At 61.0% G+C, this 14419-nt stretch carries 14 protein-coding genes; 8 read left to right on the forward strand and 6 right to left on the reverse strand.

What is annotated here, in order from left to right:
* Nucleotides 1-37 precede the first annotated feature (37 nt).
* The 6 genes from ACCAA_RS06595 to map form a co-directional block, all read right to left on the reverse strand.
* Entirely contained in the window at nt 38-1150 is a 1113-nt protein-coding gene (locus tag ACCAA_RS06595) for a nucleotidyltransferase domain-containing protein (RefSeq protein ID WP_186406438.1), read from the reverse strand.
* Nucleotides 1147-2061, reverse strand: coding sequence for an HprK-related kinase A (locus ACCAA_RS06600; RefSeq protein WP_245754472.1), 915 nt, complete (start codon nt 2059-2061; stop codon nt 1147-1149). Before ACCAA_RS06600 ends, ACCAA_RS06595 begins: the two co-directional genes overlap by 4 nt.
* A complete protein-coding gene (locus ACCAA_RS06605) occupies nt 2058-2357 on the reverse strand; it encodes a hypothetical protein (RefSeq protein WP_186406439.1) in 300 nt (99 codons plus the stop codon). The genes ACCAA_RS06600 and ACCAA_RS06605 overlap by 4 nt, the downstream gene beginning before the upstream one ends.
* Complete coding sequence (locus ACCAA_RS06610) at nt 2357-2968, reverse strand: hypothetical protein (protein ID WP_186406440.1); 612 nt, start codon at nt 2966-2968, stop codon at nt 2357-2359. Before ACCAA_RS06610 ends, ACCAA_RS06605 begins: the two co-directional genes overlap by 1 nt.
* 414 nt (nt 2969-3382) lie before the next feature.
* Nucleotides 3383-5971: a [protein-PII] uridylyltransferase gene (locus ACCAA_RS06615; RefSeq protein WP_245754473.1), complete on the reverse strand. Its 2589-nt coding sequence runs from the start codon at nt 5969-5971 to the stop codon at nt 3383-3385.
* A complete protein-coding gene (gene map, locus ACCAA_RS06620) occupies nt 5972-6772 on the reverse strand; it encodes a type I methionyl aminopeptidase (protein WP_186406441.1) in 801 nt (266 codons plus the stop codon).
* 348 nt (nt 6773-7120) lie between these two features.
* On the opposite strand from map, the gene rpsB reads away from it, so the two are divergent.
* From rpsB to rseP, 8 genes are all read left to right on the forward strand, one after another.
* Nucleotides 7121-7864, forward strand: coding sequence for a 30S ribosomal protein S2 (gene rpsB, locus ACCAA_RS06625; RefSeq protein ID WP_186406442.1), 744 nt, complete (start codon nt 7121-7123; stop codon nt 7862-7864).
* 137 nt (nt 7865-8001) lie between these two features.
* Entirely contained in the window at nt 8002-8898 is an 897-nt protein-coding gene (tsf, locus tag ACCAA_RS06630) for a translation elongation factor Ts (protein WP_186406443.1), read from the forward strand.
* Nucleotides 8899-8917: 19 nt separating this feature from the next.
* Nucleotides 8918-9640: a UMP kinase gene (gene pyrH, locus ACCAA_RS06635; RefSeq protein WP_186406444.1), complete on the forward strand. Its 723-nt coding sequence runs from the start codon at nt 8918-8920 to the stop codon at nt 9638-9640.
* An 11-nt stretch (nt 9641-9651) separates the two neighbouring features.
* The gene (gene frr, locus ACCAA_RS06640; protein ID WP_186406445.1) at nt 9652-10212 is read left to right on the forward strand and encodes a ribosome recycling factor; all 561 of its coding nucleotides are present in this window, start codon (nt 9652-9654) and stop codon (nt 10210-10212) included.
* Between the two features lie 23 nt (nt 10213-10235).
* Nucleotides 10236-11030, forward strand: a complete 795-nt coding sequence (gene uppS / locus ACCAA_RS06645; protein ID WP_186406446.1) for a polyprenyl diphosphate synthase — start codon at nt 10236-10238, stop codon at nt 11028-11030.
* Entirely contained in the window at nt 11023-11859 is an 837-nt protein-coding gene (locus ACCAA_RS06650) for a phosphatidate cytidylyltransferase (protein ID WP_186406447.1), read from the forward strand. Before uppS ends, ACCAA_RS06650 begins: the two co-directional genes overlap by 8 nt.
* Nucleotides 11859-13055, forward strand: coding sequence for a 1-deoxy-D-xylulose-5-phosphate reductoisomerase (gene ispC, locus ACCAA_RS06655; RefSeq protein ID WP_186406539.1), 1197 nt, complete (start codon nt 11859-11861; stop codon nt 13053-13055). Before ACCAA_RS06650 ends, ispC begins: the two co-directional genes overlap by 1 nt.
* Entirely contained in the window at nt 13040-14419 is a 1380-nt protein-coding gene (gene rseP / locus ACCAA_RS06660) for an RIP metalloprotease RseP (RefSeq protein ID WP_245754474.1), read from the forward strand. The genes ispC and rseP overlap by 16 nt, the downstream gene beginning before the upstream one ends.

Consider the following 14419-nt stretch of genomic DNA (forward strand, 5'->3'; position numbering starts at 1 on the left):
CATCGATGGCTATCGATGCGCTTCCTGCTTCAACACCCTACCGGCTGATCGTCAGCGCCTTGCGGGCCAGGTGCGGAATCAGCAAAGAAGGCGGCATGCGCAACCAATGGCTGCGCACGTAGAGCTGCCAGCGGGCCAGTGCCGTGAGACGGTCCGAGGTGGTGGCATGCGCCGGCCGCAAGGCGCGCAGGAAGAGCGAATCCATGAAGGCCAGAAACGCTCCCGGCTGGCGACCACCCGGAGCATTGACTGCCGCCTGCACGACGGATTCGGGCAGCGGCGTCCCCAGCATCAAGTTTGCATAACGCAGGGCATAGAACAGGGGCCGCGACAATTCCAGTTCCACAGCGCGCGGAACGAGCACCTGCCAGAAAGCATCGGCCGTCCCGAAGTGGCGCAGGAGACTGTCGATGTCGACCAGATCGCGCAGCCCATGCGCCAGTTCCCCTTCCTGAAAAAGGTGCGTGGCGCTGTGCAGGAGCATATCCTCTGGCGCCAGGACCATGATCCTGCCGTCGAGTTTGTCGAGTTCATCGAGTTCATTGACTGCGACCGGGAGTGCCGCCGCCAACAGTTTTTCGGAGCTCGGATGCCAGCGTGCCGATAGCGGCAGAATGGCGTGGTGCACATCGATCACCGTGCCTCGCCGAAAATGCCGCATGGGCGGCAATTCATGCATCCAGGTACGATAATAGCGCTGGTCGTAGGCACTCTTGGCTTCGGAAACCCAGCCCTTCATCATCAGAGCCGACTCGACCGCGACCAGGTGTTGGCGTGGAACGAGGATGTCCACGTCGGAAACCATCCGCCCTTCGGCGGCCGGCAGTTCGGCAACGGCGTAAGCGGCACCCTTGAGCAGGACGACCGGCAGTCCGGTCGGTGCCAGTGCGTCGGCGATCTGCTCGACTTCCCAATACACTTCCCGCCGCTGGCGCAAGGCCAGCTTGGCCGCCGCTTCGAGATGGCGGCGGGGCCGGGCGGGAATCTGCTCCAGCAAGGCATGCGCGGTGCACACGGAGGCGATACGTGCCAGCAGGTCGGCGTTGCGCCCCTGTCGGATGAGCAAATCCCATTGCGCTGCATCGAGCTGCGTCAGCCTCGTCGGGGCCAACAAGGCATCGACCAGCAAATCGATCGCCGGCAAGTTCATGGCGGCAAAGGCAGGCGGTCAAAGACCTCGATTGCTTCCGCCAGCCGGCTATAGGTGAAGTCATAACAGTCGCTACGGGCGACCAGATCCGAAAGCGCTTCGAAGCCAGGCCGGCCATGCACATTCTGGTTGAAAGAGTTCTCTGCCAGTTGCATGAAGCCTTCGCTCTTGGCGCGTGCTACCAGACGGGCAGGTGACTCGGGTAGATAGCGGGGGAAGATCAGCCAGCCAGGCAAGGCCGGTTCGGCAGCACGGGCCAGGCTGTCGGACGGAACGCGCATATGCGCGACCGTACCCTTCATGGTGTCACGCGCCAGCGGTCCAAAGATGGCGTGCGGCGCCAGTTGACGGATTATTTCGATGGACTGGTTCTTGAGGCTCACCGGGCGTGGCGCAGGCAGAATCAGTCCCGTGCGCGGATCGAGCAGGGCCATCTCGTCCGACAGCAGGCGCCAGCCGTTGAGGAGCAATGCCGCACACAGGGTGCTCTTGCCCGATCCCGGAGGCGCGGGCATGATGAGCACGCGTCCGTGGCGCTCGAGCACTGCCGCATGAATGCTGATCAGCGTGTGACAGTAGCCGGTGACGCACCAGTTCAGCCCCCATTCGAGAAAGGCAAAAGCCTCGCCCACCGCCAGCGGCGTAAATGGCCGCAGCCCATCCATCTCGAAAACACAGAGGGCCTTCGGAAAGCGCCGACCGTAGACTACGGCGACATGAAAATCGGCGAAAGTCCCGTCGCTCGGCAGCAACTCGTACTCGGCGTAAAGGGTGGCGAGTCCTTCGCCGACGATCGGAATCGGGCTTCTGATACGCGCGGTGAAAGGGGGTATCCGTAAACAAACGCCTTCGCTGCCAAGGTGCCGCCTGAGAACATCCCTCGGGACGCTGGCCAGAGTCGGTGCGGTCAATCCGGCAAACGTTCGATAAGGCTCAGCGACTGGAAACTGGCGAGAGCATTCGCCACCAGTTCGATGTCCTCAGCAGCGGGGATTTCACCGAAAATCCGCTGGGCGAGCGTGCACGACGTCCACTCCGGGGTATCCAGAAACAGGGCCATCATGCCACCTGCGGCAGGGGTAAGGCGCTGCAACTGGCCGTTGGCTTCGTCAAAGAGAACCGAACCGTCGGGCCAATTGCGTAGGGCGAAATCCGCTCTGCGGCGGCAAACCCAGCGTTCGTCACGCCGGGAAGTGTTCAGGCTCATCAGCCGTAAATGTATTTGAAGTAGGCCAGTGTTTCCGTCAGGTCCCAGTTGGCGCCGGTGAATGGCGACCATGTGCCGCCTCCGGCGAGGCTCATCCAGAGCGTGCGGCACTGGGCTTGCGTCAGCAGAACGGTTTGCGGATTGTCACCGTATTGAACCGCCGTCAGGAAGGTGGCGACGGTGTTTCTCGCCAACTCATTAAAGCTTCCGCCACTCAGTTCAAGTATCTGCTGCAGTGTCTTGCCCGAAAAAGTGCCGCCCGGATTGCCCGAGAAACCTGCCGATACGGACCCGCTCGCGCCTCGCGGGACGCCAAGAAAATAAGAGGTAGCCTTGTTGCCGTAGGGAGCGGGAAACGGTTGGTTTTTCCAGTAGCCGTGCGAAAAACACGTGAAAGTCTCGACCGCATGGCTGACCGTCGTATTGGCCTGAAGGGACGCAAAGGCCGAAGCTTTGATGCAGATATCCGCTGCCAGCACCGATCGGCTCTTCAGTGCCATGAGCACGGGTGCCGCCGCCAGGCCGGCACGCATCAACCGACGCCGGCCATCGGACGTGCCGGCGGTCATGGTCGAGGTTTGCACCCCTGTCGCGAGGCTCTTGGCGTCCATTGGCAATCGCTCCTGCTGCCCTGCCGCTTGGCGCTGCTGGCTTGGTTCCGACTGAGTTGTTGACATGTGCGCTCCTTGAGATCGATCTTTGGCGGAATGAACAAATAATAGCACTCGCGGTGCGGGATGCTTGCGTAATACGTCACGCTCTTGTCACACCACCAGAGGGAACATCCCCAACATCGCAGAATCACCTTTTCCGCAATCTATCAGCAAATTCTATGCCAGGAGTAAGGAGAAAAAAACTAAATAGCAAAAGCAATGAGTTATGCCTTATCGCCAGGTCGTGGAGCGCGACATGCTGACGCGAGTGTAAAAAAAACCGACACTTTTGTGCCTGGCTTTGATCGCTTCGTTGGCCCGTCCACAGTCTTCCGGCACGATTCCCATCCTTTCGCCGATTTGCGAACAGTGTCACAGCTTCAAACGTTCCAGCAATTCGGTTTCCAGCCTGATGCGGCTGGCTGCCTCACCGAGGTCGCCGCCGCTGATCAGGAAGGTGTCCTCGACGCGTTCGCCGAGCGTCGAAATCTTCGCTGTATGCAGATTAGCACCATGTGCAGCCAATGTCATGGCGATCGTGTAGAGCAAGCCCGGGCGATCGGCAGCGTTCACCGAAAGCACGTAGTGCGAGCCTTTTTCGTCGGGCTCGATGGTGACCACCGGCTGAATTGGAAAGTGCTTTACCTGCCGCGAGATACGTCCACTGCCTGGCGCCTCGGGTGGATTCTGCTGACGGAGGCGGGCTGTCAGCTCATGTTCAACATAGCTGATCATGGCGCGTTCACTGCCGCGATCACTGATGTCGAGGAGCATGAAACTGTCCAGTGCGTAGCCGTGACGCGTGGTATGGACCTTGGCATCGACGATGGTGTAGCCCGCACGAGCGAAAAAACCAACCAGACGCGCGAACAGGTCGCGCTGGTCGCGCGTATAGATCATGACTTCGAGTCCATCGCCCTGCGGGTTGACGCGCGCCCTGACTACTGGCTCCTCGATGCCGGTCCGATAATGCAGCGAACGGGTGTGCCAGGCGACTTCTTCTGCCGAGTGGCGCAGGAAGTAAACCGTATCCAACTGTTTCCAGAGCCGATGGTGAACCGCGTCGGGAAGCGCGAAATAGCGCAGCAGGCGCAGCGCCTCCTGCTGACGTTCCTCAATGAGTCCTTGTCGCACGGGTACCTGGCCGCCGGCCAGCAGGGTTCGGCAGGTGGTCCTGAACAACTGTACGAGGAGTTGCCCTTTCCAGCTGTTCCAGACTTTTGGGCTGGTGCCGCGGATGTCAGCGACGGTGAACAGATAGAGTGCCCTCAGATGACGTTCGTCCCTGACCTGTGCGGCAAATGCCCCAATGACGTCAGGGTCGGCGATGTCCTGTTTCTGTGCGACGGAGGACATCAGGAGATGCTGCCGGACAAGCCAGACGATCAACTCGCTATCATCCTCGTCGATGCCGTGGTCAACGCAGAACGCCGCGGCATCGACGGCGCCCAGTTCGGAGTGGTCACCACCCCGTCCCTTGGCAATGTCGTGGAAAAGGGCGGCAACGTAGAGGACCCAGCAGCGAGGAAAGTCGCTGATCAGTTCGCTGCACAGCGGGTACTCGTGCGTGAACTCGTCGGCGAGAAAACGGCGCAGGTTGCGCAGGACCTGCAGCATGTGCTGGTCCACGGTGTAGACGTGGAACAGGTCGTGTTGCATCTGGCCGACGATCTTGCCGAAGTTTGGCAGGTAGCGACCCAGGATGCCGAACTGGTTCATCCGCCGGCATTCATGCAGTACCCCGCGCGGCTGCTGGAGTATGGCCAGAAAACGCAGACGATTGGCAGAGTCACGGCGGAAATCCTTGTCGATCAGCGTACGCGCGTGCCACATCGCGCGCAGGGTGCGCGCGCTCATTCCCTGCAGTTCGGGATGTTGCTGCATCAACAGAAACGCTTCGAGAATGACGCCCGGTTCTTTGCTGAAGGCCTCTTCGTCGACCACATCGAGCAGGTCTTGCGTATTCTGGAAATGTTCATTGAGTGGCTGCGGTGGCTGATCGGGCAGTGGCGCTATGGCCGCGCCGAGGTTCAGCAGCAGGATCGTGTTGATCTGCGTCACCTCTTTCGCCGCTCGGTAATAGTGTTGCATCAACAGTTCACTGGCGCGGCGGGTCGGTGTCGCCCGGTAGCCCCACTGTTCGGCGAGCGCACTCTGATAGTCGAAGAGGAGGCGATCCTCGCGCCGGCCGACGTGAAGGTGCAGGCGGGTTCGCAACTCCTGCAGGAAACGGACGCTGCGCTGCAACTGCGCTTGTTCTTCCTGGGTCAGGAAGCCCTGTCGCGCCAGATCTTCCCAGGTCTTGCCGTAGCCTGCCGCACGGGCAATCCAGACGATGGTCTGCAGGTCGCGCAGCCCTCCTGGAGCTTCCTTGCAGTTGGGTTCCAGAGGGTAGGGCGAGCCCTGGTGGCGCAGGTAGCGCTCGTCTTGTTCGCTCTTCTTGGCTTCGAAATAGATGTGCGGATCGAGGACTTCTTCGAGTGCCGCCGACAGTTCCTTGAACAGTTCCTCGCTGCCGGCAAGCCAGCGGGCTTCGAGCAGCGCGGTCTGAATCGTGAGATCGCCGGCGGCAGCCTGCGAACACTCGTCGACGGTGCGCACGCTGGGTGCGATCTCCAGGCCGAGGTCGTAGAAAACCGTCACTACCCGCTCAAGCTGCGTGGTCAGGGCGCTGTCGGGTGGTGCGGGTAGCAGGACGAGGAGATCGACGTCCGAGGCGGGATAGAGTTCGCCGCGTCCGTAGCCGCCGACGGCGACCAGGGCCAGAGTAGCCGGCAAATCGAGTTCCTGCCATAGATCGCTGAGCACCGCGTCGATCAAGAGGCAACGCTCGCGCAACAGGTTTGGCGCGTTACCTTCGGCAAGATAACGCTCGCGGACCGTCGCCTGGCCTGCCTTCAAGCGTAATCGGTAGCCGGCCACCAGCGATTGGCAATCGACGGCCAGGGTATCGAGGGTCACCTAACTGATCCAGGCGGGTTGTCGACCGGTACCCTCGGAGAGGGTAAGGACTTCGTAGCCGGTCTCGGTGACCAGGATGGTGTGCTCCCACTGCGCGGACAGACTATGATCCTTGGTGACGATGGTCCAGCCGTCGGCCATGGTCCGGATCGCTGCCTTGCCGGCATTGATCATCGGCTCGATGGTAAAAACCATGCCGCTCTGCAGTCGGACGCCGGTGTGCGGTCGGCCATAGTGAAGGACCTGTGGCTCTTCGTGGAATTTGGCGCCGATACCGTGTCCGCAGAATTCGCGGACTACCGAATAGCCGGATTTCTCTGCGTGCTGCTGAATCGCATGGCCAATGTCGCCGAGGTGCGCGCCGGCCCTGACCTGCACGATGCCCAGCCAGAGGCATTCAAAGGTCACTTCGCAAAGCCGCCGCGCCTGAACAGAGGTCTCGCCGACCTGAAACATGCGGCTGCTGTCGCCATGGTAGCCATCGGCGATCACGGTGACATCGAGATTGACGATGTCGCCGTTCTTCAGTTGTCGATCACCGGGCACGCCATGGCAGACCTGGTGGTTGACCGAGGAGCAGATCGATTTCGGATACGGCCTGTAGCCCGGTGGTGCGTAGTTCAAGGGCGCCGGAATGCAACCCTGAACATTCACGATGTAGTCGTGGCAGAGTTGATCGAGCTCGCCGGTGGTGATTCCTGATTTCACGTAGGGAGCGATGTAGTCGAGCACCTCGGCCGTAAGGCGGCCTGCGACGCGCATTCTCTCGATTTCTTGGGTGGACTTGGTGGTAATGCTCATGGTTTGAGGCCTGCGCCAGGGTGAAGATGAGCAAGGATAAAGGAAGCGAACCGCTTAGGCAATTTGACCCGCGGTGTGTGCGGCGTGTACCATCCCCGCCTCGAACAGTCGCCAATGAGGCCAACGAATGGCGTCCAGATTGGAATTCGGCTGGTCTTTGATGGTACTATCGCCCACTTTTCCTGGCCTGGGTCAGCGAAAAGAAACGAGCGTGCCCTTGGGGTGCGCAGGGCGCGCCGGCGAGGCACGCCCCATTACGCACATTCGCCTGTTCAAGGGTGCTGGCCAGTATGGCCGGCTGTAGGTGGGCGGATGGTGGTCCAACCCTGATATTGAGAGCAAAAACATATGTCCACAACGATGCGTCAGATGCTTGAGGCCGGTGTCCATTTCGGTCATCAGACACGATTCTGGAATCCCAAGATGGCGCCCTATATTTTCGGCGCCCGCAACAAGATTCACATTGTAAACCTTGAACAGACGCTGGCTAGATACAACGAGGCGATGACCTTCGTGCGCAAGCTGTCGGCCAACAAGGGCAACATCCTGTTTGTGTCCACCAAGCGCCAGGCGCGCGAGATCATGGCCGAGGAAGCGACACGCTGCGCTTCGCCGTATGTCGAACAGCGTTGGCTGGGCGGCATGCTGACGAACTTCAAGACCATCAAGCAGTCGATCAAGCGCCTCAAGGACCTGGAAGCGATGTCCGAAGATGGTTCTCTTGCACGACTCGGCAAGAAAGAGGCGCTGATGATGACGCGCGAGCTTGAGAAGATGCACAAGTCGATCGGTGGCATCAAGGAAATGGCCGCATTGCCGGACGCGCTCTTCGTGATTGACGTGGGTTACCACAAGATTGCGATCACCGAAGCCAACAAGCTGGGTATTCCGGTGGTGGCCGTGGTCGATACCAACCATTCCCCGAACGGCGTCGACTACGTCATTCCGGGCAACGATGACTCGTCACGTGCGATTCGCCTGTACGCCCGCGGTGTGGCTGATGCCGTGCTTGAAGGCCGCAGTCAGTTTGTCGAGGAGATCCTCGATGCCGTTTCAGGCGACGAGTTTATTGAAGAAGCCGACGACGAATGACCGACGACGTTTCTGGCCATCGGTGACGGCGGTAGCCTTCGGCGAGCGGGTTTGAGTGGAGTGGAGTTGAGTTGTCTTGAACGTGTTGAGTGAGGCTCGGCCCGCACTGCGGGTCGGGTTCGCAAGTGGAGAATGAAATGGCGGAAATTACCGCAAGTATGGTCAAAGAGTTGCGCGAAAGAACCGACGCGCCGATGATGGAATGTAAGAGAGCGCTGACCGAGTCAGGCGGCGACATCAGCAAGGCCGAAGAAATCCTGCGCGTCAAGCTCGGTTCCAAAGCCAGCAAGGCAGCGAGTCGCATCACCGCCGAGGGTGTCGTGGCGATTCACCTGTCTGAAGACGGCAAGGTCGGGGCCATTATCGAGGTCAACTGTGAAACCGATTTCGTCGCCAAAAACGATGATTTTCTGACGCTGGCCCGTGAGTGCGCAGCGCTCGTCGCTGTGCATGACCCTGCCGACGTCGCAGCCCTGGCGGCTTTGCCGATGGGCGAGGGCACTGTAGAGTCGAGTCGCATGGCTCTGGTCGGCAGAATCGGCGAGAATTTGTCGATTCGTCGCTTCGCCCGCAAGGCCAGCGAAGGAAAGCTCGCTTCCTATATCCATGGCGGTGCCAAGATCGGCGTTCTGGTCGAGCGCATCGGTGGTGACGATCAAGTAGGCAAAGACCTGGCCATGCACATCGCCGCGGCCAAGCCGAAAGCGCTCGATTCAACCGGCGTCGCCGCCGACCTGATCGAGACCGAGCGTCGTATTGCGATCGAAAAAGCGAGGGAAGCGGGAAAACCGGAAGCCATGATCGAAAAGATCGCTGACGGCACGGTACAGAAATTCCTCAACGAAGTCACCCTGATGGGTCAGGTCTTTGTCAAGGCCGAAGACGGCAAACAAACCATTGCCCAGTTGCTCAAGGCCAAAGGCGCTTCAGTTGCCGGCTTCACGCTGTTCGTGGTTGGCGAAGGCCTGGCCAAGCGGTCCAGCGACTTTGCCGCCGAAGTGGCTGCCCAGGCAGCCGCTGCTGCCCAGAAGTAGGCCAGGGAGCCCGACACCGATGGCCAATAACTCTCCGAGATACAAACGTATCCTGCTCAAGCTCTCCGGTGAAGCCCTCATGGGGGGGGATGCGTACGGCATAAATCGGCAAACGATCACCGGCATCGTTGCCGAGATCAAGGCAGTGGTCGATTTGGGTGTGCAGGTCGGGGTGGTCATCGGTGGCGGCAACATCTTTCGTGGTGTGGTCCATGCTGCGACGGGAATGGACCGTGCTCAGGCGGACTACATGGGCATGCTGGCCACAGTAATGAATGGTCTGGCGCTGCACGATGCGATGCGCGTAGCGGGAATGGTTTCACGTGTGCAGTCGGCGCTAAGTATCGAACAGGTCGTCGAGCCGTATATTCGCGGCAAGGCGATCCGCTACCTGGAACAGGGGCGGACCGTCATCTTCGCGGGGGGGACCGGCAACCCCTTCTTTACCACCGATACGGCAGCCGCTTTGCGCGGTGCCGAGATCGGCGCCGAAATCGTGCTCAAAGCGACCAAGGTGGATGGTATTTATTCGGCCGACCCCAGGAAGGATCCGCTGGCCGTGCGTTATGACCGGATCAGCTTTGACGAGGCGATCGGGCAAAACCTGGGGGTCATGGACGCCACTGCTTTCGCGCTCTGTCGCGATCAGAAGTTGCCGATCAATGTCTTCTCGATTTTCAAGCCGGGGGCGTTGAAGCGGGTTACGATGGGTGAGAACGAAGGCACGCTGGTGTCTTGCTGACGGAGATGGCGATGGTCCTGGCAGATGTGAAGAAGGCTACTGAGAGAAAAATGGAAAAGTCACTTGAGGCGCTCAAGGCAGACTTGGCCAAGGTGCGAACCGGCCGTGCCCACACCGGCTTGCTCGACCACGTGCAGGTCGAGTATTACGGATCTCTGGTGCCGGTCAACACGGTGGCCAACGTCACCCTGATCGATGCCCGTACGCTCGGTGTCCAACCCTGGGAAAAGGGCATGGCAGCGAAGGTCGAAAAGGCGATTCGTGACTGTGATCTGGGTCTCAATCCGGCCTCGCAGGGAGAGTTGATCCGTGTGCCCATGCCGCCGTTGACCGAGGCCAGGCGGCGGGATCTGATCAAGGTGGTCAAGGGTGAGGCCGAGGGCGCGAAGGTTGCGGTGCGCAACTTGCGGCGCGACGCCAACGCGACGCTCAAAGAGATGCTCAAGAACAAGGAGTGCTCGGAGGATGACGAGCACCGTGCTCAGGATGAGGTCCAGAAGCTCACCGACCGCTACGTGGTCGAGATCGACAAGCTGCTCAGTCACAAGGAAACCGAATTGATGGCCATCTAGCGGCTGCCGGGTGACCAGTCAGAATGGCACACTTCGTCAGTTCCACTCGCGATATACCGGCAACCTCTGCGCTGCCGCGTCATGTGGCGATCATCATGGACGGCAACGGACGCTGGGCCAGGAAGCGCATGCTGCCGCGCTTTGCCGGGCACCATCGCGGGGTGGAAACGGTGCGTGCCACGGTCAGGGGGTGCCTCGAGCGCGGCATCGAGTATCTGACCCTCTTCGCTTTCAGTTCCGAGAACTGGCGCCGCCCGGAAGAGGAGGTTTCCGTGCTCATGCAGCTCTTCGTGCGCGCACTGAAGGAGGAGGTCACCAAGATGCATCGCAACGGCGTACGCTTGCGAGTGGTCGGTGACCTGTCACGTTTCGATCCGGAGTTGCGGGCGCTGATCGACGCTTCGGAGCAACGGACGGCGACCAACAAACGTTTGATTCTGACCATTGCCGCGAATTACGGCGGACGCTGGGACATCCTCCAGGCGGTCAACCGCGCTTTGCTCGGTCAGCCGAAGAAAAGCCGGGAATTGACCGAAGGCGATCTGGCTTCGCATCTGGCGATGAGTTATGCGCCCGAACCCGATCTGTTCATCCGTACGGGTGGGGAGCAACGGATCAGCAACTTTCTTCTCTGGCAACTCGCGTATTCCGAGATCTACTTCACCGATGTCCTCTGGCCTGAGTTTGATGCGGCGGCTTTTTCTGCCGCGCTGCTTTCCTATCAGCAGCGCGAACGTCGCTTCGGGAGAACCAGTGAACAATTGCTGGCCAGTTCGCCACCTGTAGGTCCCCCGACCGGCACGCCGATAGATGCTTAAGACGCGGGTCATCACCGCGGTCTGTTTGTTTGCCGCTGTATCTTTCGCGCTCTTCTACCTGCCACCGGTGGGTTGGTTGATGTTCGTTACCGGAGTAGCCGCCATTGCCGCCTGGGAGTGGGGCGCGCTGATGCGCCTTGGCGGGTCGGCACGAATCTTTCTTGGCGTCATGCTGGTCATCTTGTGTGCGCTATTCGCCGCTGTCGAACCGGCCGCGGTCGGCCTCGGAGAGGGCTTCAGCGAGTCGGCCTGGCGTGTCGGCGCGCTTCTCTACCTGCCAGCGGCGGTTTTCTGGCTGTTGGTCGTGCCGATCTGGCTGCAACGGCGCTGGGTCCTGTCTCACGCTGGAGTCGGCCTGGCCACCGGCGCCGTGCTCATCCTGCCCGCCTGGCTGGCCCTGGTGCAACTGCGGCAAGTGGGCGCGCTGGCCTTGCTGGCGATCATGGGCGTCGTCTGGGTGGCCGACATTGGCGCCTATTTTGCCGGACGAAGTCTGGGCAAACACAAGCTGGCGCCGAATATCAGCCCCGGCAAGACATGGGAAGGTGCCATTGGCGGCGGCGTCGCGGTACTCGCCTACGGCGTGTCGTTGGCAGCGAAACTGCCGGCGATACTGGCCGGCAACCTTGGTCTGTTGCTGCTGACCCTGGTCCTGCTGACGGCGATCAGCATCCTTGGCGATCTCTTCGAGTCGATGCTCAAGCGCCAGGCGGGGCTTAAGGATAGTAGCAAGGTGTTGCCCGGTCACGGCGGCGTACTGGACCGTATCGACAGCCTCACCTCAACGCTCCCGCTGGTGGCCCTGCTTTGGCTCGTGACGCTGCGCTGATGGCCTCGGTGAGCCATCTCACGATCCTTGGGTCAACGGGGTCCATTGGGGTGAATACTCTGGATGTGGTTCGCCGCCACCGGCAGCGCTATCGGATCGTCGCTCTTTGCGCGCACCGTCAGGTGGCCCGCCTCTTCGACCAGTGCCTCGAGTTCGAGCCGCGCTATGCAGTCGTTGGCGACGCGTCTCTGGCAGCCGATCTCGCAGCCCGACTGTTGGCTGCCGGCTGCCGGACCGAAGTCGCGCACGGTCCCGAGGCGCTAGTGCGCATGGTGGAACTGCCGGAAGTGGATTCGGTGATGGCCGCAATCGTCGGTGGTGCCGGCTTGCCACCTGCCCTGGCCGCCGCGCTGGCTGGCAAGAAGATCCTGCTGGCGAACAAGGAAGCCCTGGTCATGGCCGGTGCGCTTTTCATGCGTGCCGTGAGCGAGAGTGGCGCCACCCTGCTGCCCATCGACAGCGAGCACAACGCCATTTTTCAGTCCCTGCCAAGCGACTATGCAGGCGATCCGGCGGACAGCGGCGTCCTCGGGCTCTTTCTCACGGCGTCTGGTGGCCCGTTTCGAACGATGGCGCTCGCCGATCTAGAGGCAGTGACACCCGAGCAGGCCTGCGCCCATCCCAACTGGGTCATGGGACGAAAGATATCGGTCGATTCCGCGACGATGATGAACAAGGGGTTGGAGGTTATCGAGGCGCACTGGCTGTTCAACGTTGCCGCCGACAGAATCCAGGTAGTGATCCATCCCGAGAGTGTGATCCACTCGCTGGTTCAATATGCCGATGGCTCGGTGATCGCGCAACTGGGCAACCCGGACATGCGCACGCCGATCGCCCACGCACTGGCCTACCCGCAGCGCATTGCGGCAGGCGTTGAGCCACTCGATCTTTACAGCGTCGCAGCACTGCATTTCGAGCGGCCCGACCTTGAGCGTTTTCCGTGCCTGGCTCTGGCTTTTCGCGCGCTCAGCGATGGCGGGTGCGCCCCGACGACGCTGAATGCGGCCAACGAAGTGGCCGTGCAGGCGTTTCTTGATCGCCGCATCGCCTTCACGGCGATTCCCGAGGTCATTGCACGCGTCCTGGATCAAGTGCCTCCGGGCCGGACTCCCTGTTCGCTGGCGGAAGTCCTGACCGCCGATCAGCAGGCGCGCGAAGCTGCCGAGCAGCTCACGGCCCAATGGGTGCGACGATGAGTGGCTTCCTCTACTACCTGGTCGCGTTCGCCCTGGCGCTGGGGATTCTTGTCGTGGTACACGAGTTCGGACACTATCTCGCGGCCTGCTGGGCAGGGGTCAAGGTCTTGCGCTTTTCCGTCGGCTTCGGGCGTCCGCTATGGGCCAAGCGCCTGGGCCCGGATGGTACCGAGTGGGCCATCGGTGCGTTCCCGCTCGGCGGTTATGTCAAGATGCTTGACGAGCGTGAGGGCGAAGTTCCAGCCGAGGATGCGCATCGCAGTTTCAATCGGCAGCCGGTGCTACGACGGATGGCCATCGTCGCCGCGGGTCCGCTGGCCAATTTTCTGTTGGCGGTCCTCCTGTATTGGGCTCTGTTCTGGCACGGCACGGACGAATTCAAGCCTGTTCTCGGTACGCCGACTGCGGCGAGTCCGGCCGCCGCCGCTGGATTCGAGAATGGCGAGATGGTGCTCAAGGTTGCCGGGGAAGCCGTGCAGACCTGGCAGGAGATGCGCTGGGTCTTGCTGCAACGGGCTGCCGACGAGGACGAGGTTGCGCTCGAAGTGCTCAACCCGCGCCACGAGATAGCGATCCGCCGCCTTGATGTGTCGTCGGTTCGACAGTCGGGTTGGCAAGGCGATGCGCTGGACCGGCTCGGGCTGGGGCTCTTCCGTCCCCGCTTGCGTCCCGTGCTCGGCAGGGTCAACGCGAACAGCGCTGCAGCCCTTGCCGGTCTGCGTGCCGGAGACGAGATTGTCGCTATCGACGACCAGGCGATCGACCATTGGGCGGAGGTGGTGGCGACCATTCGCAAGTCCCCGGGGAAAGCGCTGGTCCTGGACGTCGTGCGCGCCAGCGAGCGACTCTCGATAGAGGTAACGCCGCTCGCTGTCGACGAGCAGGGACGAGAGATTGGTCGAATCGGTGCAGCGGTCAGCGACAGTGGTCAGGCGCGGGCCGAAATGATGATTCGCGTCAGCTACGGCCCCGTTTCGGCACTGGGCAAGGCGGTCGCCGAGACTTGGGACAAGTCGGCGTTCACGCTGTTGATGATTGGCAAGATGATCACTGGCGAGGTTTCTTGGCGAAACATCAGCGGGCCGGTGACCATCGCCGACTACGCCGGACAGTCGGCGAGACTGGGAATCAACTACTACCTCAAGTTTCTTGCTCTGGTCAGCATCAGCCTGGGTGTCCTTAATCTGCTGCCGATCCCGATTCTGGATGGCGGGCATTTGTTGTACTATCTCGTCGAAATCATCAAGCGTGGGCCGGTTTCCGAGAAAACCATGGAGATCGGCCAGCAAATCGGCCTGGCGCTCCTGCTCATGCTTATGGCGTTTGCCTTTTACAACGACATCAATCGATTATTTTCCGGCTGA

This window comes from Candidatus Accumulibacter aalborgensis, from assembly GCF_900089955.1.
Taxonomy (GTDB): Bacteria; Pseudomonadota; Gammaproteobacteria; order Burkholderiales; family Rhodocyclaceae; genus Accumulibacter; species Accumulibacter aalborgensis.